Below are 24,637 nucleotides of genomic sequence, written 5' to 3' on the forward strand. Positions count from 1 at the left end.
ATACGTATTCACGACGGATATTCACAAGGAAAGGAACGGATAAAAAGGCTGCACATTCGTCCAAATGCCTGCAAAATTCCATCTCAGGAGGCTCCTATGATTACCATGACCGAAATCGCAAAACTGACCGGTGTTTCCCAGCCGACGGTTTCCCGTGTTCTGAACGGAAACCAGGCTGTCAACCCGGAGGTAAGGGAGCGTGTGACGGCCTGTGCCAGAGAGCACGGTTATCAGCCCAATGTGATGGCTCAAAGTCTTGCAGGGAGCAGAACACATCTGATCGGCGTAATCCTCACGGATATTTCCAATGCCTTTTTTGCCGATCTGGTAAAGTACATTGAGCAGGAGGCAGGAAAAAGCGGCTGCCGTCTCATCCTGTTTAACACCGATTATCATCCGGAACGCGAGCAGGAATGTCTGGAGGTGGTACAGCGTTACCGGGTTGACGGCCTTATCGTGGTTCCGGTACAGGAGGAGACCAAGGAGTGGAGAGACCGGGTACGCAGGCTTCAGATTCCTGCCGTAGTGATTACCCGGCAGGCAAAAGAGCTGGACAGTGTTTATGTAGATCACAAGGAGGCGGGGAACCAGGTTGGACGCCATCTTCATGAACAGGGCTGTGAGAGCTACGTATTTTTCGGAAATATGGCAGATGAAAAGTACGAGGGCTTTCGGGAGGCTCTTGAAACGTTTGATCCTGTGAATCGGAAGCGTTTTACCAATATAGCCACAAAGGAGCCTGCAGCCGTTGAAAAGCATCTGGCAAAGCATCTGGAAAAATACCCGGGCCGTGCAGGAATCTTTGCCTATAACGACAGGAGGGCCTTACAGCTTCTTGGAATTTTGCAGAAGATGGGAATTGAGATTCCGGGCCGCGCGGCACTGGTGGGGTTTGACAATACCTATATGTGTGAATATCTCTACCCCAGCCTTTCCAGTGTGTCCCAGCCCAACGAGGCTATGGCGGCGAAGGCTGTGGAGCTGCTTTTACATAGAATTGAGCAGCCAAAGGAGGAGCTTCCTGCAAAAGCGCACCCGATGCATGCCCGGCTGATTCCGAGAAGCAGCTCTGTGACTGCGCTGTGAGAAGGGCCGGCAGGAAGTAGTGTTTAAAAAAATAGGGCTGAAAATATCTGCTTTTTGAGGACGGATTTGAAAGAGCCCTTTTTACAGCCCTTTCGTGAATACGCATTCACGAAAGGGGCGTGAGAAAATCAGTGAGACAAAAGAAAAGCATAAAAGGAAACGAATAGAAGCAGAAAGCAAAGAAAGTCCGGCGAAGAGCTTGAAAGGAGAAGGAAGAAGCCTATGAACGCACTTTCCCGTTTATGGAAGCAGTTAATTGAAAAGGAATTGGAGCAGGGAAAGGCAGGAAAGAGCCGCTGGCGTCCGAAGCTTCACATTACGCCGCCCACAGGGTGGCTCAACGATCCCAACGGACTTTGCCAGAGCCAGGGAGTTTATCACGCCTTTTATCAGTATGCACCCTTTCAGCCGGAGGGAGGCTTAAAGTTTTGGGGGCACTGTACCAGCCGGGATCTGCTCCATTGGACTTTTGAGGGCGTGCCTCTGATGCCGGATCAGCCGGAGGACTGCCACGGAGCCTATTCGGGATCTGCCCTTGTGGAGGAGGGGAAGATGTACCTGTACTACACGGGAAACGTAAAAGAGACAGGGGATTATGATTTTATAAATGCAGGCAGGAGATCCCATACCATGCTTGCCGTAAGCAAAGACGGCAGGGAAATCGAAACAAAGGAGGTTTTGATGACTCCCTGCGATTATCCTTCCGATCTGACCTGCCATGTGAGAGATCCGAAGGTCTGGAAGCAGGGAAACGCCTATTATATGGTGCAGGGAGCCAGGACAAAGGCAGATAGGGGCATAGTGCTGCTGTACGCCTCTGAGGACAAAAGGCACTGGAAGCTTCTTGGACGTTTTGAGCCGGAGGAAGATTTCGGCTATATGTGGGAATGCCCGGATGTCTATGAATTGGAAGGACAGACCGTTCTTTGCATTTCGCCCCAGGGTGTAGAGACCCAAGGGCTGAAATACGCCAATGTGTATCAGAGCGTCACCTGTTTTTTGGAAGGAGATTTTCATAAGGGAGCGCAGGTGAGAGGATTCCGGGAGCTGGACGGCGGATTTGATTTTTATGCGCCCCAGACGTTTCTTGCAGATGACGGGAGAAGGATTCAGATTGCATGGATGGGAATGCCGGATGTAGAGGAGTTTTACACCAATCCTACGGTAGAGGACGGCTGGCAGCATATGATGACGATTCCAAGAGAGCTGTCTATACGGGACGGCGTGCTGTGCCAGAATCCGGTAAGAGAACTGGCACAATGGTGGAACTGCTCGCATTCCTTTGAAGGAAGCTTTGAGGGAACGGTGGAATCCTGTTGTGCATTGGAGCTGGATACGGCTGGAGAGGGCCTGGAGATTCTTTTGGCAGAAGGCTTAAGCCTGCGCTACAGCCCGGAGGAAAAAATATTCTGGATGGAATTTACGGATTCCGCAATTGGAGCAGGAAGGACTCTCCGGGGCAGACAAGTGGATAAGCTTGAGCGTCTGCGGCTTTTGATTGATGTGTCCGGCGTAGAGGTGTTCTTAAATGAGGGAGAGGATGTACTTTCCACGCGCTTTTATCCAAAGGAGGAGGCCCTTGCCATCCGGATAGACGCGCCGAATGGTAAAGGAATTTATTCCTATCGTTCGGAAAAGTCCTCAGGAAAAAATCTTTAATCATATACGCAGCAATGAAAATTGACCGCAGGGCGAAACAGGTGAAAAGGTTTGGACGATGAACTTGTATAAAGGAAGGTTACATGCCAAGCAGCTGCGGTTAATATAAAAAACAGCCCAAGGGGCTAAAAAAGAAAGGGGAACGTTATGGATTACAGGAAAACGGCGGAAGCGATTTACGAAAAGGTCGGGAAAAGGGAAAATCTGATTTCCGCAGCCCACTGCGCTACGCGCCTTCGTCTGGTGCTGGCGGACAATGCAAAATGCGATGCCAAGGCAGTGGAGGAGATCGACGGCGTAAAGGGGGTATTCAGCGCTTCCGGGCAGCTTCAAATCATTCTGGGAACAGGGACAGTCAACAAGGTATATGACGAATTCCTGGCCGTATCCGGTCTGACTGCGGCCAGTAAGGAGGACGCCAAGGCGGCAGCGGCGGCAAAACAGCCCTTTTACAAGCAGGCCATCAAGACCTTGGGAGACATTTTCGTGCCCATTATTCCGGCGATTGTAGCAAGCGGATTTTTGATGGGGATTATGGAAGCCCTCAATTTTATGGTAAATAACGGATTTCTCAACATCGACACCTCCGGCTCCATCTTCGTATTTGCCAATCTTTTTGCAAATACGGCCTATGTGTTCCTGCCGATCCTCATTGCCTACAGTGCGGCAAAGGTGTTCGGAGGCAATCCCTATCTGGGGGCGGTTATCGGTATGCTGATGATTCACCCGGATCTTCAAAATGCCTGGACCGTAGCAAGCGAGGGCGTTCAGCGGACCCAGAAGGTTTGGTTCGGGCTTTACGAAGTGGATTTGGTAGGTTATCAGGGCCACGTGATTCCGGTCATCATTGCGGTTTTTGTGATGTGCATGATTGAAAAGAAGCTGCACAAGATTGTTCCGGCTATGTTTGACTTGTTTGTAACGCCTTTGGTGAGCGTATTTGCAACAGGGTATCTTACCTATTCGATTATCGGACCGGTATTTGTAGCCATTGAAAACGGAATCATCGGCGGCGTACAGCAGCTAATCGCATTGCCGCTGGGAATCGGAAGCTTTTTGATGGGTGGTCTTTACTCAACAACGGTAGTGGCTGGCGTTCATCATATGTATACAGTGATTGACGTGGGGCAGCTTGGACTTTACGGCGTTACTTACTGGCTTCCCTTGGCGTCTGCAGCGAATATTGCCCAGGGAGCGGCTACGCTGGCCGTTGCCTTAAAGACAAAAAACCAGAGAACAAAGTCTATGGCAGTGCCTTCCGCAATGTCCTGTTTTATGGGAATTACGGAGCCGGCAATCTTTGGCGTGAACCTGCGTTTCTTCAAGCCCTTTATCTGCGGAGCCGTGGGAGGAGCCTGCGGAGCGCTCTATGCTTCGATTGTGGGGCTTGGGGCAACCGGAACGGGCGTGACAGGTATTTTCGGCCTGCTGTTGTGCCTGCATGATCCTTTGAACTATATTATCATGTTCCTGATTGCGGCAGGCGTGTCCTTTGCATTGACCTGGATGTTTGGATATAAGGATCCGGAGGAGCCGGTTAAGACAGCGGCAAAAATAGAGCCTGCCGAAGAGGCGTCTGCGGTACATATGGAGACGGAGCCGAATGCAGTTTATGCACCTGTAGCGGGAAAGGTGATCCCTTATACGGAGATCGGGGACGAAACCTTTGCTTCCGGCGCTCTGGGAACAGGTGTTGGAATCATTCCGGCAAAGGGAGAGGTAGCTGCACCCTTTGACGGCGAGATTGCTATGTTCTTTGACACAAAGCATGCCATCGGACTGGTGAGCGAGAGCGGAACGGAGATTTTGATTCACGTGGGAATCAATACAGTGGAGCTTAATGGAAAGCACTTCACGGCGCTGAAGGAATCCGGTGCGAAAGTAAAGGCAGGAGAGCGCCTGCTGGAGTTTGACATGGATGCAATTAAGGCGGAGGGTTACGATATTACCACGGCGGTTCTGGTATCTGCCCCGGAGCAGGTAGAGGTATTAAAAACCGGGGATGTAGAGGCGCTGGAGAAGATCTTAGCAGTCGGATAGTAAGGGGACAGAGATAAGTAATTCAGCCAAACCCCGTTTCCCCAAGGCGATTCAGACTAACGAGACTTGCCTTGGGGGAGCAGCCATACTGTTTGGCAAAGGCCTTATTCAGATACTTAATATCCGAAAACCCCGACTCCAATGAGATATCCAGAAGATTTGGGTTCGTCAGAAGCAGAAGCTGACGGGCCTTTTCACATGTTTAATATATATTCTTCTACGGCCCAGGCCACGCCGCATTCGTTGTTGGTAAAAGGAGCGATACAGTCCGCCTTTTCCAGTGTCTCCGGATAGGCGTTTTTCATGGCGATGCCAAGGCCGGCGTACTCCAGCATGGGAATGTCGTTGAAGCCGTCGCCGCAGGCCATGATTTCCTCCCGGGTAATGTTCAGATATTCGCAGATACGGGCCAGAGCCTTATCCTTTGCAACGCCTTTCGGAGCCAGCTCCAGGAAATAGGACTCGGCAAAAAAGCTGTCGCAGATATGGGAGTAAAGGGAGAGAAACTCCTCCCGGGCTTTCACAAGCCGCTCATGCTCACCGGCTCCCAGAATCTTCGGAATGGGATAGTCCAGAAATTCCGGAAGGTTTGAAACCTTTTTCACCGATGCAGAGTTGCATTTGCATTCGGCAAGAACGTAAGGATCCGTATCGGTCTCTGCCACAATCTCGGTATCTGTATAGGATAGGGGCTGGGCCCCGTATTTTCTTACGATGGCGCATGTTTCGGCAATGACTTCCTTCGGGAAAAACAGCTGCTGAATCAAGGCGCCGGTTTGATAGTCGAAGGTTTTTCCACCGTTAAAGGCGGCGATGATTCCGCCCCGTTTCTCGAATTCCAGCTCCTTTGCAAGGCCGGTGATGCCCATAACCGAGCGTCCGGAGATCAAGATCACCTTTACGCCCAGATCCATAGCCTTCCACAGAGCTTCTTTATTCTTAAGAGGAAGCTTTTTGTCGCTGTCCGTTAAGGTTCCGTCCAGATCCAGTGCAAGCGCTTTGTATCTTAAATTTTTCATATAGATTCTCCCTTAATTTGTCATTTTTACTTCCTAATCATTATACCTTGGGCGCTGTGAAAGAGCAACCTTTAAAAAGGCATAGTTGAGATTGCCGAAATCAGCGTTACTGGTCACAAAGTGGACAGCAGCAAATCAGCTCCTGCTAGGACAAAATTGTCTTCTTTTCCTTTGTGAAGGCAAAAAAATGCTATAATTAGTTTAGTGAATAAATTAAATAACAAAATTGTCAAGAAAGTAGACAATTAATTGCTATATAAGGTGTGTTATAGTACAAATATACCAAATAACAACACAAATAGGGAGGATGAAACACATGAAGAAAAAATTACTCAGTGTTATTCTGGCGGCAGCAATGGTAACAGCCATGCTGGCAGGCTGCGGTTCAAAGGAAGCAGAAGCTCCGGCAGCGGCAGAGGGAGAGACAGAGACAGAAGCTCCTGCACAGGCAGAGGGTGAAACGGAGGCTCCGGCAGAGAGCGCAGGCGGAGAAGGCGGCCTGGTAGGCGTTGCGATGCCAACCAAGGATCTTCAGCGCTGGAATCAGGATGGTTCCAACATGAAGGCTGAGCTGGAGGCGGCAGGCTACACCGTTGACTTACAGTATGCAAGCAATGACAATGCAACCATGGTATCCCAGATTGAGACCATGATCGCAAACGAGTGCAAGGTTCTGGTTATCGCTTCTATCGACGGCGACGCTCTCGGAACGGTTCTTGCACAGGCAAAGGAAGCCAACATTCCGGTTATCGCATATGACCGTCTGCTGATGAACTCTGACGCAGTTACCTACTATGCAACCTTTGACAACTACATGGTAGGCCAGAAGCAGGGCGAGTACATTGTACAGGCTCTGGATCTGGAAAATGCAGAAGGACCCTTCAACATTGAGATCTTTACCGGTGACCCGGGCGACAACAATGCAAACTTCTTCTACGGCGGCGCTATGGACGTACTGAATCCTTACATTGAGTCCGGCAAGCTGGTTGTCCAGTCCGGCCAGAAGGAATTCGCAGAGGTTGCTACCGCAAACTGGGCGACTGAGACTGCACAGTCCAGAATGGATGCAATCCTTGCTTCCTACTATGCAGACGGCACAAAGCTTGACGTAGTGCTTTGTTCCAACGACTCTACTGCACTTGGCGTAACCAATGCTCTTGAGGCTGCTTACACGGGCGAATGGCCGGTTATCACAGGTCAGGACTGCGACGTTGCCAACGTAAAGAACATGATTGCAGGAAAGCAGTCTATGTCTATCTTCAAGGATACCCGTACACTGGCAAGCCAGGTAGTAAAGATGGTGGATTCCATTATGAAGGGTGAAGAGGCAGAAGTAAACGATACCGAGACTTATGACAACGGTGCCATCGTAGTTCCCTCTTATCTTTGCGAGCCGGTATTCGCAGATGCGAATAACTACAAAGAGCTGCTTGTTGATTCCGGATACTACACAGAGGCAGATCTTCAGTAATCAGCAAAAATGAGGCAAAATGAGAATAGGCGGGATTCTCCCGCCTGTTCTGTTCTATGGAAAAGAACTGGAATAGGGGGATTTTAAAATTGGCGAAGATTTTATTGGAAATGAAAAGCATCACCAAAACATTCCCGGGCGTCAAGGCACTTGACAACGTCAATCTGAAGGTAGAAGAGGGCGAGATCCATGCCCTGGTAGGGGAGAACGGTGCCGGAAAGTCAACGCTTATGAACGTCTTAAGCGGCATTTACCCTTACGGAACCTATGAGGGGGACATCATATACAACGGCGAGGTTTGCAAGTTCGGAAAGATTAAGGACAGTGAAGAAAAAGGCATCGTTATCATCCACCAGGAGCTGGCTCTGATACCCTATATGACCATCGGGGAAAATATGTTTCTTGGAAATGAGCGCGGAAAAAAGGCGGCCATTGACTGGAGCGAGACCTACGGCCAGGCGGACAAATACCTGCGCCAGGTAGGGTTAAAGGAATCCTCACGAACCTTGATCAAGGATATTGGTGTAGGAAAGCAGCAGCTTGTAGAGATTGCAAAGGCACTGGCAAAGCATGCAAAGCTGCTGATATTAGACGAGCCTACGGCCTCCTTAAACGAATCGGATTCCCAGGCGCTTCTGGATCTGATGCTGGAGTTTAAGAAGCAGGGTATGACTTCGATTATTATTTCTCATAAGCTGAATGAGATTTCTTATGTAGCAGATAAAATAACGGTGATCCGAGACGGCTCTACCATCGAAACCCTTGATAAGGCGGTGGACGATATCAGCGAGGATCGGATCATCAAGGGAATGGTAGGCCGGGATCTGACAGACCGTTTCCCGAAGAGAACGGAAAAACAGATTGGAGATATCAATCTGGAGGTTAAGGACTGGACGGTGTACCATCCTCTCTACACTGAGCGCAAGGTAGTGGATAATGTGTCCATGAATGTGCGGAAAGGCGAGGTGGTCGGTATCTCCGGCCTTATGGGAGCCGGACGGACGGAGCTTGCCATGAGTATTTTCGGGCGGAGCTACGGGACGAATATCTCCGGAACGCTCAAGCTTGCAGGAGAAGAGGTGGAGCTGAAAAACGTCCGGGAGGCCATTAAACGCAAGCTGGCCTACGTGACGGAAGACCGGAAAGGCAACGGCCTGATTCTCTCCAATCCCATTAAAATAAATACCACACTGGCCAATCTGGACAGCATCAGCGCCAGGGGCGTGATTGACAAGGACAAGGAATACCAGATTGCCGTGGAGTACAAGGAGAAGCTGAACACCAAATGTCCTACCGTGGAACAGAATGTGGGAAACCTAAGCGGCGGCAATCAGCAGAAGGTTCTGCTGGCCAAGTGGATGTTTGCGGATCCGGATGTTTTGATTCTTGACGAGCCTACCCGAGGTATCGACGTAGGCGCGAAATATGAGATTTACTGCATTATCAACAGTCTGGTGGCGGAAGGAAAATCCGTGATAATGATTTCCTCCGAGCTGCCCGAGGTTCTCGGCATGTGCGACCGCATTTACGTGATGAATGAGGGGAAAATGGTGGGAGAGCTGGAGGCGGAGGAAGCTACACAGGAGCGGATTATGGCCCAGATTTTAAAATCAAGTAAAGGAGAATAGACATTATGGATAAAGCAAATATGAAAGCCGTCCTTCAGAAATATACCATGATTATTGTACTGATCCTGGTGACGCTGTTTTTTACCTGGAAGACAGGGGGCAAGATTCTGCTTCCCCAGAATATTTCCAATCTGATTTCCCAGAACGCTTACGTGTTCGTGCTGGCCACGGGTATGCTGCTCTGCATCCTGACCGGAGGTAACATCGACCTTTCCGTGGGTTCTGTTGTCTGCTTTGTAGGTGCGGTGGGCGCCGTGCTGATGGAGAATTTTAAGATGAATATGGGCGTGGCCGTGATTGCCATGCTGGTTATCGGAACCTTGATCGGCGCATGGCAGGGCTACTGGATCGCATTTGTGCGGATTCCGCCCTTTATCACCACACTTTCCGGGATGCTTGTATTCCGCGGCTTGTCCAACGTGGTATTGAACGGACTGACCGTATCCTTGAATTCCGAGGCCTTTATCAAAATCTTCGGCGGCGGCGCCAACTGCTTTGTGCCGGACTTCTTCGGGGTGGAGGGCTTCAATCTCACCTGTATGCTGGCAGGTATTCTCGCTGTTGTCATTTACGTGCTGCTTCAGGTGAAGGGGCGCATGAGCCGTGTGAAAAAGGGCTATGAGGTAGATCCCATTTCCGGTATGCTTGTTAAGACTGTTCTGATTTCGGCCGTGATCCTGGCATTTGCCTACAAGCTGTCCAGGTATAAGGGAATTCCTTCCGCCCTTCTGTGGGTGCTGATTGTGGTTCTTGTTTACGGATATATTACTTCCAACACGACCACAGGCCGTTACTTCTATGCGGTGGGAGGAAATGAGAAGGCCACCAAGCTTTCCGGTATCAATACGGATAAGGTATATTTTATCGCTTACCTGAACATGGGCTTCCTGTCCGCCCTGGCCGGCATGCTGACCATCGCCCGTATGACCTCTGCACAGCCTACCTATGGACAGAACTATGAGATGGATGCCATCGGTTCCTGCTTCATCGGCGGCGCTTCCGCTTACGGCGGCGTCGGGACCGTTCCCGGGGTTATTGTGGGCGCTATTCTGATGGGTGTTATCAACCTGGGCATGAGCATCATGGGCGTGGATGCCAACTATCAGAGAGTGGTAAAGGGACTTGTGCTTCTGGCGGCGGTTATCTTTGACGTGGTTTCCAAGAAGGGAGCGCAGAAGTAATTTTAAAATGGCAGCCGGCTTATTTTGCGGCAGCTTCCTTAAAATACTTGCATTTCATCTGGCCTGGTGTTACTATAGAAATGGTTAGTTTAGTAACTAAACTATATGGATGAAAGGAGAACCCAATGCAGATAAAAAAAGTAACAGATAAAGAGTTTCAGAAATACGGGAGAGTACTGGATATCAAGGTGCCGGATTTGCTGAAGCGTCTGGAGGGAACGCCTATGCCGCAGGACGTGGTTTATGTGGCATCTGCTCCAAAGCTGGAGGCGTGTGAGGAATTCCATATGCTGGAAAACAGCGTTTACGGCGGAATGCATATCCAGATAGGCTATTGCAACGGCAATAACCACACGCTGAACGCGGTGGAGTATCACCGCAATTCGGAGATTAATATTCCTCTTGCCGGCGCTGTTTTAATCGTAGGCATGCAGCAGGATGTGGAGGCAGACTTTACATACGATACCTCTAAGATGGAGGCATTCGAAGCTCCGGCAGGCTGTGCGGTAGAGCTCTATGCCACAACCCTTCACTATGCGCCCTGCAATCTGAAGGAAGAGGGGTTCCGGGTGGTTATCATTCTCCCCAGGGGAACGAATACAGAGCCTCCCATACTGACAGGAGAATCCGCAGAAGAAAAACTGCTGACAGCCAGAAACAAATGGCTCATTGCCCACGAGGAATCAGGCCTGGGCGCAGGCGGAGCTTTTGTGGGGCTCAAAGGGGAGAATCTGAAAGTGTAACGATAAACAGTAATATCCTTCAGACCAGTGTGTCGTGAAGGATATTACGGAACTGGAATTAGGAGGTATAATATGATTAATATTCCATCCGTAAAAATCGGAATTGTAGCAGTGAGCAGAGACTGTTTTCCTGAGTCTCTGTCCGTAAACCGAAGAAAAGCCCTGGTAAAGGCTTATGAAGAAAAATACGAAGCAGCAGACATTTACGAATGTCCCATCTGTATCGTAGAGAGCGAGATCCATATGGTGCAGGCCCTTGAGGACGTAAAGAAGGCCGGCTGCGACGCCCTGGCCGTTTACCTGGGCAACTTCGGGCCGGAGATTTCCGAAACGCTTCTGGCAAAGCATTTTGACGGCCCCGTAATGTTCGTGGCGGCAGCCGAGGAATCGGGAGATTCCTTGATCCAGGGCCGGGGCGACGCTTACTGCGGCATGCTGAACGCAAGCTATAACTTAAAGCTCCGCAACGTCCGGGCTTACATTCCCGAGTACCCGGTGGGAACAGCCGAGGAATGCGCCGATATGATCCATGAGTTCCTTCCCATCGCCCGTGCCATTGTGGGACTTGGCAGCCTCAAGATCATCAGCTTCGGGCCGAGACCCTTAAACTTCCTGGCCTGCAATGCGCCCATCAAGCAGCTCTACAACCTGGGCGTAGAGATTGAAGAGAACTCTGAGCTGGATCTCTTTGAGGCATTCAATAAGCATGCGGACGATCCCCGGATTCCCGATGTGGTGAAGGATATGGAGGAAGAGCTGGGCGAGGGAAACCAGAAGCCTCAGATTCTCTCCAAGCTGGCCCAGTATGAGCTGACCCTCCTGGACTGGGTGGAGGAGCACAAGGGCTATCGGAAATATGTCGCCATCGCAGGAAAATGCTGGCCCGCCTTCCAGACCCAGTTCGGCTTCGTTCCCTGCTATGTGAACAGCCGCCTTACCGGACGGGGCATCCCTGTATCCTGCGAGGTAGACATCTACGGAGCTCTCAGCGAGTTTATCGGAACCTGCATAAGCCAGGATGCGGTGACCCTCCTTGACATCAACAATACGGTTCCGGCTGACATTTATAAGGAAGAGATCGCAGACAAGTACGATTATACCCACAAGGATACCTTTATGGGCTTCCACTGCGGCAATACCTGTTCTAAGAAGCTGTCCTTCTGCTCTATGAAGTATCAGCTGATTATGGCAAGAAGTCTGCCGGAAGAGGTAACCCAGGGAACCCTGGAGGGGGATATCATGCCTGGTGATATTACCTTCTTCCGCCTCCAGAGCACAGCCGACTGCAAGCTCCGGGCTTACGTGGCACAGGGCGAGGTGCTTCCCGTTGCGACACGTTCCTTCGGCGCTATCGGAATCTTTGCCATTCCGGAGATGGGACGCTTCTACCGCCATGTACTTATTGAGGGGAATTATCCCCATCACGGCGCCGTGGCCTTCGGCCATTACGGAAAAGCGCTGTTTGAGGTGTTCAAGTATCTGGGCGTAGAGCCGGATGAGCTGGGCTTTAATCAGCCGAAAGGAATGCTTTATAAGACGGAGAATCCTTTTGGATAAAATAGGAAATCCGGCATTGGAATAAATTATAAATGGAACGAGACAGGCCTGCCCTTTTTTAGGGGCAGGCATTGTAGGATAACGATAAAAATGGTACAATTTATAACAAATTACTTTATGTTTGATAAAGCTGTTTATCAGGCAGGAATAGGAGGCGTTTATGCTATACATTGGAATTGACCTGGGAACCTCGGCAGTGAAGCTGCTGCTGATGGACGGCGCAGGAAAGATTCAAAAAATCGTATCCAGGGAATATCCCCTGTATTTCCCTAACCCGGGCTGGTCCGAGCAGAATCCGGAGGACTGGTACACAGGAGCGGTAGAGGGCTTGAAGGAGCTTATCGCTGACTGCGACAAATCCCAGGTAGCCGGAATCAGCTTCGGCGGCCAGATGCACGGCCTTGTGATTCTGGATAAGGACGACCAGGTGATACGTCCGGCCATCCTCTGGAATGACGGAAGAACCGCAAAAGAGACGGATTACCTCAATCAGGAGATTGGAAAGGATAAGCTGTCCGAATATACTGCCAATATCGCCTTTGCAGGTTTTACTGCGCCCAAGGTACTCTGGGTGAAAAATCAGGAGCCGGAGAACTTTGCCCGGATCGAGAAGCTGATGCTTCCTAAGGATTATCTGGCCTATCGTCTGTCGGGAACCTTCTGTACGGATGTGTCGGACGCTTCCGGTATGCTGCTCTTTGATGTGAAGAATAAATGCTGGTCTAAGGAAATGATGGACATCTGCGGCGTGAAGGAGAGCCAGCTTCCGAAGATATTCGAGAGCTACGAGGCGGTGGGAACCTTAAAGCCGGAACTTGCGGCAGAGCTTGGTCTTTCCGAGGAGGTAAAGATTGCAGCCGGAGCCGGAGACAATGCCGCTGCAGCAGTGGGAACGGGAACCGTAGGGGACGGAAGCTGCAACATTTCCCTGGGAACCTCGGGAACCATTTTCATTTCCAGCGAAAAGTTCGGGGTGGACGCTAACAATGCCCTGCACTCCTTTGCCCATGCGGACGGACATTTCCACCTGATGGGCTGTATGTTAAGCGCTGCTTCCTGCAATAAGTGGTGGATGGATGAGATTCTCAAGACCAAGGATTACGCAGGGGAGCAGACAGGGATTAAGGAGCTTGGCAGAAATAACGTATTTTTCCTGCCTTATCTGATGGGTGAGCGCAGTCCTCACAATAATCCCAATGCACGGGGAACCTTTATGGGAATGACCATGGACACCACAAGAGAGGATATGACCCAGGCGGTTTTGGAGGGCGTGGCTTTTGCGCTCCGTGATTCCTTTGAGGTGGCCAAGTCCCTGGGAATTCAGATTGAACGCACCAAGATCTGCGGCGGAGGAGCCAAGAGCCCCCTGTGGCGGCAGATGATTGCGGATATCTTCAACATTAAGGTAGACATTCCCGAGAGCGAAGAAGGGCCGGCTATGGGGGGCGCCATGCTGGCAGCTGTGGCCTGCGGCGAGTATGCAAGCGTGGAAGAGGCGGCTGAAAAAATTGTGAAGATTGTGGACACCGTGGAGCCGATTCCGGAGAATGCTGCCCGCTATGAAAAGCAGTACCAGAAGTTTTGCCGTATTTATCCGGCGGTGAAGGAATTGTTTGATGTGATACAGCCGTCTCTTTTTACCTAAAAGCCCGGCAATTCTGACAGAGACAATATCCGCCTCCGGGGTGTCGGTGTCTGCAATGCTGCCGGTTAATGCCTTGTTATTTCGGGAGTTTTGTGATAGGCTGAAATTGAGTTAAAGTGATCCATAGGATACGTTTGGAATAGAGGGGCCTAAAAAATGGGGATTTATTTAAATCCAGGAAACAGTGGATTTCAAGAGATAAGAAACAGTCGTTATGTGGATAAATCCGGCCTAATCAGCCTGATTAACCGTACAATCGGAACAAAGCAGAAACTGACTTGTGTCAGCAGGCCCAGGCGTTTCGGGAAATCCTTTGCAGCTCAGATGTTGTGTGCCTATTATGATAAGGGCTGCGATTCTTCCGAATTATTCTGCGATCTTGCCATTGCTGTAGATAAAAAGCTAAATGGCAGCTATCAGCAGCATTTGAACAAGTATGATGTGATCTATCTTGACATGACCAATATTATGGGAAAGGCTGCACCGCAGGATATCCTGTCTTTTATTGAGAATGGAGTGACAGAGGAATTGTTGGACGCTTATCCGGAATTAAAAGAGGGCAGAGCCTTTGATGAGACGCTGCTTCTGGCGGCGGAGCTTACCGGCAATAAATTTATTATGCTTATTGATGAGTGGGATGCCCCAATACGGGAAATGCCGGAGATCCAGAAGATGTATCTTCAATTCCTCCGTACTTTGTTTAAAGGAAGCGGTACCACGGATCGGATTTTTGCGGCCGCCTATATGACGGGGATACTTCCTATTCGAAAGGACGGTTCACAGTCGGCCATCTCGGATTTTCGGGAATTCACGATGGTTTACCCCGGAGCTTTTGCGGAATATGTGGGATTTACGGAAAAGGAAGCACAAGAACTTTGTGAAGAGTATGAGAGTGATTTTTTAACAATGAAGCAATGGTATGACGGATATATATTGGAGGAAATTGGTTCCATCTATAATCCAAACTCTGTGATGCGGGCTTTGTATGAGCATCGCTTTCGCTCTTATTGGACTGAAACATCGGCATCCAAAAGCTTAATGGAATACATTGGTTTGGATTTTGATGGATTGTCCAGAACGGTAGCTCAGCTTCTTGGCGGCATTGAGATTTCAGTGGATACCAATGGTTTTTCCAATGATTTGGTTACTTTCCGGGATCGGGATGATGTGCTGACACTATTGATTCATCTGGGTTATCTTTCCTATAACGAGGAAACCCGAACCGTACGGATTCCGAATGAAGAGATACGTATGGAATTTGCCCGGGCTATTCGTGGAGTGAAGCGGGATGAGACTATCCGGCGTGTTCGTGAGAGCGATCAGTTGTTTTATGACACGATTCATGAAAATGAAGAGGCGGTGGCGGCTCAGATTGAAAAAATTCACGCAGAGGAAACGGCGATTCTTTTTTATAACAACGAACAGGCTCTGCGCAGTGTGATCAAACTGGCATATTTCAGCTACAGAGATCACTATCTGAAGTTTGAGGAGCTTCCGGCAGGAGATGGTTATGCGGATCTCGTTTACCTGCCCAAAAAGAATTCCATGATGCCGGCTCTGGTAATTGAACTGAAATGGAATCAGTCGGCAAATGGCGCTATTGCTCAGATTAGGGAGAAACAATATCCGGAGGCATTAAAAGGTTTTGGCGGTGAGGTGCTGCTGGTAGGAATCGGATATGACAAAGATACCGGCGCTGGGAAGCGGAAGCATACTTGTAAAATTGAAAAGATATTGGTATAGAATAAACCAACAGGCAATAATGCAGACAGGGAAGGTGGATGTAAACTGGCCTGGTTAAAAAAGATATTACTGGCTATTTTTATCAATCCAGATTTGCAATATAATGTGAGAAATCAAAAAAGCAGTTAAATAGCGGTATCTCCTTGAAGATGTGTCGAGAGGGATATTGCGGAACTGAAAGAGACAATAGCGTGATACTGGAATAGGAGGCTCATATTATGAATTCAAATCTGAAAAAAGTTGTGACGGCGGCCTTGATGGCTGCATTTGCCTGCACTGCCACCATGGCGATTCGCATCCCTACGCCCGGAACAGGCGGTTACATCCATCCTGGTGATGCAATTGTGATTCTCTCCGGTGTGATTCTTGGGCCCTCCTGGGGGCTTCTGGCAGCCGGAATCGGTTCGGCCATGGCAGATTTGATGGGCGGATATTTTATCTATGTGCCGATTACATTCGCAATCAAAGGAGCCGTTGCATTTGTGGCCGGGAGCATCTACCGCAATATGGGCAAGACGCCCAGAAGCCGTTACATAGCCGTTATACTCGGCGGAATTGCAGATATGATATTGGTGGCGGCCGGTTATTTTCTTTGTGAATGCGCACTGTATAGCGTACCGGCGGCAGCGGCAAGCGTTCCGGCAAATATCATACAGGGAATCGGCGGCCTGGTGATTGGGGTTACGTTATACCCGATACTCCTTGCCATTCCGGATATCCGCCGGATAATGCAAAGAGCGAAAGTACAGTTGTGAAAAATTGGAGCAGGGGATATAATCCCATCTTCGACAGTTTAGGAAAAAACAAAATCGCTGTAATGCCTGAAAAATACGGGCAGTGCAGCGATTTTTAACTAATTTAATGTGCTTATGTATTATAAAACTTGACAATCACACATTATTTATATACAATATAATGTGTATAAAAAGGAGTGATTGTCATAAGAACTGAGATTACAATAAAAACTCTTTTGGAAAATTCACCGGATGGTATCATTACGGCCAGACAGATCACAGAATCCGGAATGCACCGAAGCGTATTGCAGAAGCTTGTAAAGAATGGGGAATTATATCGTTATGGACGAGGGCTTTATATACGGAGTGATATATGGGAGGATGACTTCCATCTGCTGCAGTGCAGGTATGGACGGGGTATCTATTCCCATGATACAGCATTGTACCTTTTAGGATATTCAGACAGGACACCGGCAAAATATACAATGACTTTTCCCAAAGGGTATAATGCGCCTTCCCTTAAACAGGAAAATATTATTGTGAAACGAGTTGTGCCAGATAATTATACACTTGGAATCATCGAAATAAAGTCACCCTGTGGGAATCCCATCAAAATATACAATCTCGAAAGAACATTATGTGACATTGTGCGTGGCAGCGGCAGTGATATTCAGATCGTAAATGGAGCAATGAAACGGTACGCGGCTTCTAAAGAAAAAGATATACACAAGTTGATGAAATATGCGGGACAGCTAAGGGTAAAACCAAAGATATTGCATTATATGGAGGTGCTGCTATGATAACCAGAAATCCAATGCAGCTTAAAGCGTTCATTAGGAAAAAGGCGGCAGAGAAAAATATTTCTGCCCAGCTTGTCATGCAGAACTACATGTTGGAGAGGCTGCTGGAAAGAATTTCTCTGTCAACATATAAAAATAATTTTATATTAAAAGGTGGATTTTTAATATCGGCAATTAGTTGGGCTGGATACCAGGACAACGATGGATCTGGATACAACAATAAAGAAGGAGTGGTATTGTATGGAGCAGCCTAAGAATATAGGGACGCGAAAAGATCTTGTACTCTACCGCCTGCAGACGGCCAAAGAGGATTTGAAATCGGCAAGAATACTATTAGAAGCTGAAGAATACCGGGGAGCAAATAATCGCTCCTATTATGCTGTTTTCAGAAACAGAGTAAAAAATATTTTGCATTTCAAAAAGAAAATTGTTATAATAAACCCAGTAATATAGACCGGCAGAGGATGACCCTAGAGACTTCCGTGATATATGAGGCAAGGAAGCGCCGAAGAAGCAAATGGGGAAGCAGATCGGCTTTCCCGTGGAAACTGACAGGCAAAAGGAAGGTTGTCCGACGGAACTCTGGAGAGCGCGGTACGACCGCCGCCTACGTGGCTATAACCAACTGGTAAAAGGACAGAGAGGCAGATGCATAAGTGCATTTGTCTCTTTTTTTCGGAAAGGAAGTGCAAAGAAATGAGAATGATGCTGGTGGGAGCAGGTGCAGTAGGAGAATGTATTTTGAAGGTACTGAAAAAGCGGGATCCAAAAGGGGAATGGCTGGAGTATGTCTTAATCACTGATTACAGCGGGGAACGCACAGAAGAGGTGCTGAATCACATCAATTACCGGGAGGAGACAGGCGCAGAAAGAGAGACGGAGAAAACGAAACCAGGCACAGAGGCCGGCAGCATACAAAAAGCAGCCCGATACGAAGCGGCCTGTGTAGATGCCCGCGAAAAGCCGGAGCTGATACGTCTGATAAAGGAACACCGCATCAATTTTGTCATGGATGCCGCATCCCCCTTTGTGAGCAACTGCATCTTTGACGCCGCCTGGGAAGCCGGCGCATCCTATGGAAATCTGGGAACCTGGTCTGTGCCCCGGGAACATCCCGACTTTGGAACAGGCTTCGAGGGCAGCTACCTGGAGCCCATGACAAAATACAACTTTGACCGCCATGAACAGTGGAGGGAAAAAGGACTCACTGCCTGTATCTGCCTTGGTATCGATCCCGGAGTAGTGAACGTATTTGCAAAATATGCGGCGGAATATCTTTTTGACGAGCTCTGGGAGGTTCATGTAAAGGACGGGGGCAATCTGCAGGCGCTGGGAGCGGATAAGGATGCGGTGCAGTTTGGCTTCAATGTGTGGACGGTTCTGGATGAGGTTATGAATCCCAATGCGGAATGGAGCGAGGAAGAGGGATTTCGGATTGAGGACGCATTTGCCGGGGAGGAGGAGTTTCGGATGCCCGAACCCTTCGGCGTCAACCGCTTGGTAAAGGTGGAGCACGAGGAAGTGGTGACCATGCCCCGTTACCTTGGAAAATACGGTCTCAAAAAAGCCAGCTTTAAGATAGCCCTGGACGATAATCTTCTGAATGCCTTGAAAGTCATCAATTCCCTGGGCCTGCGGAGCACACGGCCTATAGAAGTGGACGGCGTGAAAGTCATTCCCCGTGATGTGGTGGCAGCCTGCGCGCTGCAGCCCAAGGATATCGGCACGGAAATGACGGGAGGCATGTGCGTAGGTGTTCACTGCATTGGAAAAAAGGACGGAAAGAGAAAAGAATACTTTATCTATCAGCCCTTTGACAACGAAGAATCTATGAAAACCTGGGGAATGCAGGCAGTGGCGGCTCAGACAGGCTTCGGGGCTGCTCTGGGAATCGAGCTCCTGGGAAAAGGAATCTGGAAGGACGCCGGAGTCTTTTCGCCGGAATATTTTCCCTCGAAGCCGTATATGGAGCTGATGGAGGAAGCAGGCTTGGAATACCGGATTGAAGAACGGTAAAGTGCGAGAAACAGAAAATAGGCAGCAAAAAGACCAGCAGATTTTTCTGACATGATTGAAAATTCTTTGTACAGACGTACTCAGAAGCTTCAGAGACAGAAAAATCTGCTGGTCTTTTTTCATTCCTGCGGGCGCAGATTCTGAGAAGCTTTTATCCGCAGAAAGCTTTCCGTACAAACCTGCAGGACTCGGCGATATCTTCATCCAGCTGTTCGTCGGAAGCGTCATCCGACAGATCGCGCCATACTTTAATATCAGCTCCTACACCGCCGCCGGGACGGACAAAGGGTTCCATGACAACAGTTCCGTCGTAGTGGATATCATGCAGGGCACGTCCAATCTCATCCCAGGGAATGCGGCCCTTGCCGGGAACCTTACGGTTGGGCTCGCCTATATGGAAATGGCCGAGATAGGAGCCTGTAGAGACAATGGCGTCATAGAAGCTGTCCTCCTCGATATTCATATGGAAGGAATCCAGCATCACCTTTACGTTCTCCCGGTTGACATCCTTCACAAACTGGACGGCCTCTGCCGCATCGTTGAAAAGGAACTGTTCAAAGCGGTTGACAGTCTCTAAGGTCAGAGTAACATCCTTGGGCAGGGCGTAGTCAGCCAGCTCCTGGACACTGCGGATGCTGATTTCACGTACAGCTGCTTTGTTGACCGGCTTGCTGTAGTCCGCCGGCCAGTAGGCGTAGACGATACCGCCAATCTGCCTGGCGCCCAGAAGATGCGTCTTGTCAATGAGACGTTTCATGTAGGCAATGCCTGCCTGGCGGATCTCCTCATTTTCGGAGGAAACATCATACTTGGCCGGCAGACCGATGCATACGGTCAGGGTAATGCCGCAGCGGCTGGCCTCTTCTTTAAGCCGGAGTACCTGGTCGTCCGGCAGATCCGCCAGCCCTCCGCCGGCAATCTCCAGAATATCAAAGCCAAGCTTCGCAACCTTGGAGATGTAAGGAAAGAAGTCTGTATCCCATTCCTTTTCCCAGTAAGCAAAGTAAGTGCCGATTTTCATGTTCACATACCTCCTGTTCAAAAATTTTGTTCTGGCTGTTATCTGATAAGAAGCTTCTCTCCCGATCAGTCCCGTTTCTTTTTTTATATTGTATCAATTTCAGTCCCCAGGATCAATCAAATTCGAGTTAATAGTTGAAACAGACAAAAAAATGTAGATAAATAAAAATAGAGAGGTTCAGCGGTTATTGATAAAATTGTTTATATAATTGGAATAAAAAAGAAATTTTTTGGTGTTATGCATAATAATAGTGGGTTTGGATCATAGATTTGTTTTTAGATTCTCAATTAATATTGTACAAAATAAAAGAAAACAAAGAGTAAATGAAAAGAATAAAAAGTTGTTTTGGACAAATTATATGCGACATCAACAAAGACAGAGGCATTTTGGTATTATAAAATGGAATCATACTAATTGCACCGGCATTTTTGCCAGTGCAGCCGCGCGGAATGAAAGTAAATAAAACAAATCAATAACATTACTGGTGTGTCGAAGCGACTTTACCCTTTAGTGCTGTCGCGCAGCGACTTAGAATACTAGGAGGAATGAAAATGAAAAGAAAATTAGCAATTGTTTTATCCCTGGCATTAGCAATTTCGGCTCTGGCCGGATGCGGCTCCAAAGAAGCTCCGGCGGCGGATACTCCGGCTGCAGAAGCGCCTGAAGCAGAAGCACAGGCCCCGGCTCCGGCCGAGGACGGCGCTGCGGCAGGCGGCAAGGTGCTTAAAGTAGGTGTTTCATGGGCCCATTATAACGACGCTTTGTTCTATGCATGGGGCGAGGGAATGGAGCAGGTTCTAAAAGACAACTGCAAGGATCACGGCTATGATTCCGTAGAGTGGATTAGTCTCGTTGCCGAGGACGACGCCTCTAAGCAGGCTTCCGATATCTCGGATCTGGTAACGCAGGGCTGCGATGTTATCATCGGCTATCCCTTTGACAACCAGGCCATTACCAGCTCCGTACAGGAATGCAGGGATGCCGGAATCCCCATTGTGCTTTGGGACAGGAACATTGCCGCAGGCGCATCGCCGGCTCCGGATCTCTTTGTAGGACTGGATACCTACAACCAGGCTTATGAGGCGGGCAAGGTATTTTTCCAGGAGATGATCGATGCAGGCGAGACCCCCACGGATATCATTTCCATTATCGGTGCGACTAATGATAACAACGCCCTGAATAGGCAGAAGGGCTTTGAGGATGCAGCAAAGGAATTCAATCTCACCATCGCACAGACCGTTCCCTCAGACTGGGATTCTGAGAAAGCGCTGACCGGATTCACGACTGCCTTCCAGGCACACCCCGACTGCAATACGGTTCTCATTGCTTCTGATTTTATCGTAACTGCCGTACAGACGGTTCTGGAGAGCAACGGGGCATGGCATGCAAACGGCGAGGAGGGACATGTGTGGATCTGTTCCCAGGACGGCTTCCCGACCGGCTGTGAGTTTATGCTGGACGGATACATGGACTGCTCCGGGATGTACAGTGTAGAAGGCATGTGCAGCGATTTTGCAGACGCAATCTTCCAGATTATTGACGGAAGCTATACAGGCGAAGCAGAGCTCTATTCCGATCCGCTGATTGTTTCCGCAAAGGATATTGCAGGAATGTCCGATTGAACAAAATCGCTGCGCGATGGCCTGCCAGGGCTGTGGCGCAGTTTTTACGTTCCTCTAAATAAAAGCAGTGGAAAAATCTTCCGCAATACGGTATTGTTAAGTTACCACACAAAACAATCAAATACGGAGACCTCCACTGCCTATGAATACAATATCATTTTTTGGTGTCTTCCGCAACCGGAATTATGATGCCAATGCACCTCCCTGGTAAGTAGACGTCACTTTAAACACTCAATACTACTTATCATGGAGGTTTTTTATGTACGAAGATATTTTTGAATCCATCCGCCATGCTGCGGAAAAACGCAACCTTAGAGAACGGACAATTCAACTGTATTGCAGTAATGTCAGCTATTTCCTGCGCTGCACCAATAAGCCTGTTACTGACCTCACGCTTGAGGATGCAGAGGCCTTTCTTACCATGAAACGTCTGGAGGGCAGATCCCCTGAAACTCATAATCACTATCGTTCCTCTATCAAGTTTCTCTACAAAAGAGTCCTGAAGATTGCCTGGGATGACGAGGAAGTCCCTGCCATGAAGCGTGAGCGGAATCTTCCAACTGTGCTTACGCCACAGGAGATCAATGCTGTCATTGAAGCGACTGATAACCTTAAGCATAAGGCCATCATCGCTACCATGTATTCTTCCGGGCTGCGTGTATCTGAGGCTCTCCATTTGCACTATGATGATATTTCCCGTACTAACATGACCATTCATGTCCGGGAAACAAAAGGCCGCATCGACAGATATACGATCCTTTCCCAGAGGAATCTCGACCTGCTTACCGAATACTGGTTTCAGTGTGGCAGACCAAAGGGCATTCTCTTCCCGAGTTCATGGACTGGGGATTACCTCGATATTTCAAGCGTTAACCAGTTTTTCAAAGCAAGCGCTAAAAAGGCCGGCATAATACGCCGCGTGTCTTCCCACGCCTGCCGTCACAGTTTTGCCAGTCACTTATTCGAAAGCGGGGTGGATATCAAATATATCCAGTCACTTCTTGGCCATGTCGATCCCCGCTCTACAGATGTATATCTGCATGTAAGCAACAAAACGCTGCTTGGAATCCGCAGCCCTTTTGATGTTTCGGAAGGCGGTGAGTCATGAGCGAAAACTGCACGATACAGGATGTGTTTAACCGCTTTTATCCTGACTATGAGAAAACCCATGGACTGTCTGCAGCACAGCAGAAAGCAGTTTATCACATCATGAACTGCAAAACCGGCGCATTTGGTGTCAATGTAAGCGTCTGCATGGACTGCGGCTGTATTTCCGTCCATTATAATTCCTGCCGGGACAGGTGTTGTCCTATGTGTCAGGAGTTCCCGAGGGAAAAATGGGTGGATGCCCGCAGGGAGGATATACTGGACGCCCCATACTTTCATGTGGTTTTCACTGTACCGGAAGAACTTAATCCCGTCATTTACAGCAACCAGAAGCTTTTGTACAATGCCCTTTACCATGCTGCCTCCGATACTTTAAGCGAACTTGCCAGAGATAAAAAATATCTTGGGGCAGACATAGGCTATATCTGCATTCTCCATACCTGGGGAAGTGCAATGAATTTCCATCCCCATATCCACACCATCGTGTTAGGCGGAGGTCTGGATGCTAAGAACCACTGGAAGGATAACGGTGAGGATTTTTTTATCCCTGTCAAGGTCCTTTCCAAGGTTTTTCGGGGCAAGTATCTTGCCGGGCTAAAACAGCTATGGGTGGATGGAAAGCTGGAGTTCTATGGAACAGCGGAACCTTACAAAAATCATTATGCTTTCAAACAGCTTTTGGACGCGTGCTATGCCAAAGAATGGATTCCTTATTGCAAGAGGCCATTTCATGGTGCGGAGTCTGTTATCAAATATCTTGGCAAATATACCCACAGGATTGCCATAAGCAACTACCGCATAAAGGGTATGACGGATTCCACGGTTACGTTTACTGTGAAGGATTACAAAAACCATGGGCAGTGGAAGGAACTCACACTTTCCGGGGAGGAATTCATCAGGAGGTTTCTGATGCATGTTCCTCCCAAGCGTTTTGTGCGGATCCGGCATTACGGTCTGCTTTCTTCCCGGAATAAAAACAGGAAGATTACACTATGCCGCAACCTGCTTGGCTGTAAGAGATACATTTCCAGACTTAAGGCTCTTGATGTGCCCGCTATTATCAAGCTGCTCTACAACAAGGATGTCTGCAAATGCTCATCCTGCGGAGGGAACATCATTCCTCTGCCATCTGGCAGGTATTGCATAAGACTTGAGCCACACTTATTATGTTGAATACCAGTAGCTGAATATTTAAAAAAAGCTTCCTATGGGGGCTTATTCGTGGTGCGCTGGAAATGATTTTTAAAAATTCCTCTCCATATGCACAGGTATCCAACATACTGTTTTGCAAAGAGCGTCAAAATTGAAAGCCCATATACAGCGGCTACCCAGACGCGCCTTTGTTCAACCAGGAAAAATCGAAACTGATGCAAACGAAAGGGCAGTTATCGAAAGATCAAAGCTGCTTTTTCGTTTGCACCACCTTCGATTCTTTCCTTAACGATTTGTGGGGCATTAAGTACGCAGACAAGTAACCGCCGGCAAGGCTGATAAAAAGTAAAAGAATGGGAGAGGCTGCTGTGGGATGAGCCGTCAGCCTCTCCGGCAGTCTGTACCGGAAGCGC

Annotated in this window: 21 protein-coding genes and 2 pseudogenes; 20 read left to right on the forward strand and 3 right to left on the reverse strand. The window is 48.8% G+C overall.

Annotated features, from left to right (window positions below; translation table 11 throughout):
* Positions 1-96 precede the first annotated feature (96 nt).
* The 3 genes from VV089_RS21200 to VV089_RS21210 all read left to right on the forward strand — a co-directional run bounded on the left by VV089_RS21200 (position 97) and on the right by VV089_RS21210 (position 4,785).
* Positions 97-1,086 carry a LacI family DNA-binding transcriptional regulator gene (locus tag VV089_RS21200; protein ID WP_334337285.1) on the forward strand — a complete coding sequence of 330 codons (990 nt, stop codon included), beginning with the start codon at positions 97-99 and terminating at the stop codon, positions 1,084-1,086.
* A 222-nt stretch (positions 1,087-1,308) separates the two neighbouring features.
* Entirely contained in the window at positions 1,309-2,745 is a 1,437-nt protein-coding gene (locus tag VV089_RS21205) for a glycoside hydrolase family 32 protein (protein WP_334337286.1), read from the forward strand.
* A 147-nt stretch (positions 2,746-2,892) separates the two neighbouring features.
* Positions 2,893-4,785: a PTS beta-glucoside transporter subunit IIBCA gene (locus tag VV089_RS21210; protein WP_334337287.1), complete on the forward strand. Its 1,893-nt coding sequence runs from the start codon at positions 2,893-2,895 to the stop codon at positions 4,783-4,785.
* 22 nt (positions 4,786-4,807) lie between these two features.
* On the opposite strand, the pseudogene VV089_RS21215 reads toward VV089_RS21210, so the two are convergent.
* Both VV089_RS21215 and VV089_RS21220 read right to left on the reverse strand, forming a co-directional pair.
* Positions 4,808-4,969: pseudogene (locus tag VV089_RS21215) on the reverse strand (AraC family transcriptional regulator); the annotation flags it as partial.
* Between the two features lie 10 nt (positions 4,970-4,979).
* Positions 4,980-5,804: a Cof-type HAD-IIB family hydrolase gene (locus tag VV089_RS21220; RefSeq protein ID WP_334337289.1), complete on the reverse strand. Its 825-nt coding sequence runs from the start codon at positions 5,802-5,804 to the stop codon at positions 4,980-4,982.
* A gap of 316 nt (positions 5,805-6,120) precedes the next feature.
* Between VV089_RS21220 and chvE the strand changes: the two genes are divergently transcribed.
* The 14 genes and pseudogenes from chvE (at position 6,121) to VV089_RS21290 (ending at position 19,322) form a co-directional block, all read left to right on the forward strand.
* A complete protein-coding gene (gene chvE / locus VV089_RS21225; RefSeq protein ID WP_334337290.1) occupies positions 6,121-7,275 on the forward strand; it encodes a multiple monosaccharide ABC transporter substrate-binding protein in 1,155 nt (384 codons plus the stop codon).
* An 89-nt stretch (positions 7,276-7,364) separates the two neighbouring features.
* Complete coding sequence (gene mmsA, locus VV089_RS21230) at positions 7,365-8,903, forward strand: multiple monosaccharide ABC transporter ATP-binding protein (RefSeq protein ID WP_172540227.1); 1,539 nt, start codon at positions 7,365-7,367, stop codon at positions 8,901-8,903.
* 5 nt (positions 8,904-8,908) lie between these two features.
* The gene (mmsB, locus tag VV089_RS21235) at positions 8,909-10,084 is read left to right on the forward strand and encodes a multiple monosaccharide ABC transporter permease (protein WP_172540228.1); all 1,176 of its coding nucleotides are present in this window, start codon (positions 8,909-8,911) and stop codon (positions 10,082-10,084) included.
* Positions 10,085-10,209: 125 nt separating this feature from the next.
* Positions 10,210-10,827 (forward strand): DUF4867 family protein, encoded by a 618-nt coding sequence (locus VV089_RS21240; RefSeq protein WP_334337291.1) that lies wholly within the window; start codon positions 10,210-10,212, stop codon positions 10,825-10,827.
* A 72-nt stretch (positions 10,828-10,899) separates the two neighbouring features.
* A complete protein-coding gene (locus VV089_RS21245; RefSeq protein WP_172540230.1) occupies positions 10,900-12,384 on the forward strand; it encodes an L-fucose/L-arabinose isomerase family protein in 1,485 nt (494 codons plus the stop codon).
* Between the two features lie 160 nt (positions 12,385-12,544).
* On the forward strand, positions 12,545-14,029 hold the full coding sequence (xylB, locus tag VV089_RS21250; RefSeq protein WP_334337292.1) for a xylulokinase: 1,485 nt from the start codon (positions 12,545-12,547) through the stop codon (positions 14,027-14,029).
* A gap of 156 nt (positions 14,030-14,185) precedes the next feature.
* The gene (locus VV089_RS21255; protein WP_334337293.1) at positions 14,186-15,772 is read left to right on the forward strand and encodes an AAA family ATPase; all 1,587 of its coding nucleotides are present in this window, start codon (positions 14,186-14,188) and stop codon (positions 15,770-15,772) included.
* A 218-nt stretch (positions 15,773-15,990) separates the two neighbouring features.
* Positions 15,991-16,527: an ECF transporter S component gene (locus VV089_RS21260; protein WP_334337294.1), complete on the forward strand. Its 537-nt coding sequence runs from the start codon at positions 15,991-15,993 to the stop codon at positions 16,525-16,527.
* A gap of 176 nt (positions 16,528-16,703) precedes the next feature.
* Positions 16,704-16,808 (forward strand): annotated as a pseudogene (locus VV089_RS21265) (hypothetical protein); the annotation flags it as partial.
* Between the two features lie 22 nt (positions 16,809-16,830).
* Entirely contained in the window at positions 16,831-16,959 is a 129-nt protein-coding gene (locus VV089_RS21270; RefSeq protein WP_334337618.1) for a hypothetical protein, read from the forward strand.
* A gap of 86 nt (positions 16,960-17,045) precedes the next feature.
* Positions 17,046-17,306: a type IV toxin-antitoxin system AbiEi family antitoxin domain-containing protein gene (locus tag VV089_RS21275; RefSeq protein ID WP_334337619.1), complete on the forward strand. Its 261-nt coding sequence runs from the start codon at positions 17,046-17,048 to the stop codon at positions 17,304-17,306.
* A complete protein-coding gene (locus VV089_RS21280) occupies positions 17,303-17,560 on the forward strand; it encodes a nucleotidyl transferase AbiEii/AbiGii toxin family protein (RefSeq protein WP_334337295.1) in 258 nt (85 codons plus the stop codon). The genes VV089_RS21275 and VV089_RS21280 overlap by 4 nt, the downstream gene beginning before the upstream one ends.
* Positions 17,547-17,759 (forward strand): HEPN domain-containing protein, encoded by a 213-nt coding sequence (locus VV089_RS21285; protein WP_334337296.1) that lies wholly within the window; start codon positions 17,547-17,549, stop codon positions 17,757-17,759. Before VV089_RS21280 ends, VV089_RS21285 begins: the two co-directional genes overlap by 14 nt.
* 243 nt (positions 17,760-18,002) lie before the next feature.
* Positions 18,003-19,322 carry a saccharopine dehydrogenase family protein gene (locus VV089_RS21290; RefSeq protein ID WP_334337297.1) on the forward strand — a complete coding sequence of 440 codons (1,320 nt, stop codon included), beginning with the start codon at positions 18,003-18,005 and terminating at the stop codon, positions 19,320-19,322.
* A gap of 151 nt (positions 19,323-19,473) precedes the next feature.
* On the opposite strand, the gene VV089_RS21295 is transcribed toward VV089_RS21290, so the two are convergent.
* Complete coding sequence (locus tag VV089_RS21295) at positions 19,474-20,343, reverse strand: D-psicose 3-epimerase (protein WP_334337298.1); 870 nt, start codon at positions 20,341-20,343, stop codon at positions 19,474-19,476.
* 551 nt (positions 20,344-20,894) lie between these two features.
* On the opposite strand from VV089_RS21295, the gene VV089_RS21300 reads away from it, so the two are divergent.
* The 3 genes from VV089_RS21300 to VV089_RS21310 all read left to right on the forward strand — a co-directional run bounded on the left by VV089_RS21300 (position 20,895) and on the right by VV089_RS21310 (position 24,245).
* Complete coding sequence (locus VV089_RS21300; protein WP_334337299.1) at positions 20,895-21,965, forward strand: sugar ABC transporter substrate-binding protein; 1,071 nt, start codon at positions 20,895-20,897, stop codon at positions 21,963-21,965.
* 259 nt (positions 21,966-22,224) lie between these two features.
* Positions 22,225-23,073: a tyrosine-type recombinase/integrase gene (locus tag VV089_RS21305; RefSeq protein WP_172544120.1), complete on the forward strand. Its 849-nt coding sequence runs from the start codon at positions 22,225-22,227 to the stop codon at positions 23,071-23,073.
* A complete protein-coding gene (locus VV089_RS21310) occupies positions 23,070-24,245 on the forward strand; it encodes an IS91 family transposase (RefSeq protein ID WP_334334785.1) in 1,176 nt (391 codons plus the stop codon). Before VV089_RS21305 ends, VV089_RS21310 begins: the two co-directional genes overlap by 4 nt.
* Positions 24,246-24,637: the final 392 nt, after the last annotated feature.

The sequence above is a fragment of the Candidatus Merdisoma sp. JLR.KK011 genome (genome assembly GCF_036941125.1).
GTDB lineage: Bacteria > Bacillota > Clostridia > Lachnospirales > Lachnospiraceae > Laedolimicola.

Coding starts and splice junctions, on each gene's coding strand:
- VV089_RS21220 (WP_334337289.1), bottom strand. CDS start 5,804: ATGAAAAATTTAAGATACAAAGCGCTTGCACTGGATCTGGACGGAACC.
- VV089_RS21305 (WP_172544120.1), top strand. CDS start 22,225: ATGTACGAAGATATTTTTGAATCCATCCGCCATGCTGCGGAAAAACGC.
- VV089_RS21240 (WP_334337291.1), top strand. CDS start 10,210: ATGCAGATAAAAAAAGTAACAGATAAAGAGTTTCAGAAATACGGGAGA.
- VV089_RS21260 (WP_334337294.1), top strand. CDS start 15,991: ATGAATTCAAATCTGAAAAAAGTTGTGACGGCGGCCTTGATGGCTGCA.
- VV089_RS21205 (WP_334337286.1), top strand. CDS start 1,309: ATGAACGCACTTTCCCGTTTATGGAAGCAGTTAATTGAAAAGGAATTG.
- VV089_RS21290 (WP_334337297.1), top strand. CDS start 18,003: ATGAGAATGATGCTGGTGGGAGCAGGTGCAGTAGGAGAATGTATTTTG.
- VV089_RS21280 (WP_334337295.1), top strand. CDS start 17,303: ATGATAACCAGAAATCCAATGCAGCTTAAAGCGTTCATTAGGAAAAAG.
- VV089_RS21200 (WP_334337285.1), top strand. CDS start 97: ATGATTACCATGACCGAAATCGCAAAACTGACCGGTGTTTCCCAGCCG.
- VV089_RS21310 (WP_334334785.1), top strand. CDS start 23,070: ATGAGCGAAAACTGCACGATACAGGATGTGTTTAACCGCTTTTATCCT.
- xylB (WP_334337292.1), top strand. CDS start 12,545: ATGCTATACATTGGAATTGACCTGGGAACCTCGGCAGTGAAGCTGCTG.
- chvE (WP_334337290.1), top strand. CDS start 6,121: ATGAAGAAAAAATTACTCAGTGTTATTCTGGCGGCAGCAATGGTAACA.
- VV089_RS21210 (WP_334337287.1), top strand. CDS start 2,893: ATGGATTACAGGAAAACGGCGGAAGCGATTTACGAAAAGGTCGGGAAA.
- VV089_RS21285 (WP_334337296.1), top strand. CDS start 17,547: ATGGAGCAGCCTAAGAATATAGGGACGCGAAAAGATCTTGTACTCTAC.
- VV089_RS21255 (WP_334337293.1), top strand. CDS start 14,186: ATGGGGATTTATTTAAATCCAGGAAACAGTGGATTTCAAGAGATAAGA.
- VV089_RS21300 (WP_334337299.1), top strand. CDS start 20,895: ATGAAAAGAAAATTAGCAATTGTTTTATCCCTGGCATTAGCAATTTCG.
- mmsB (WP_172540228.1), top strand. CDS start 8,909: ATGGATAAAGCAAATATGAAAGCCGTCCTTCAGAAATATACCATGATT.
- VV089_RS21270 (WP_334337618.1), top strand. CDS start 16,831: ATGGGGAATTATATCGTTATGGACGAGGGCTTTATATACGGAGTGATA.
- VV089_RS21245 (WP_172540230.1), top strand. CDS start 10,900: ATGATTAATATTCCATCCGTAAAAATCGGAATTGTAGCAGTGAGCAGA.
- VV089_RS21295 (WP_334337298.1), bottom strand. CDS start 20,343: ATGAAAATCGGCACTTACTTTGCTTACTGGGAAAAGGAATGGGATACA.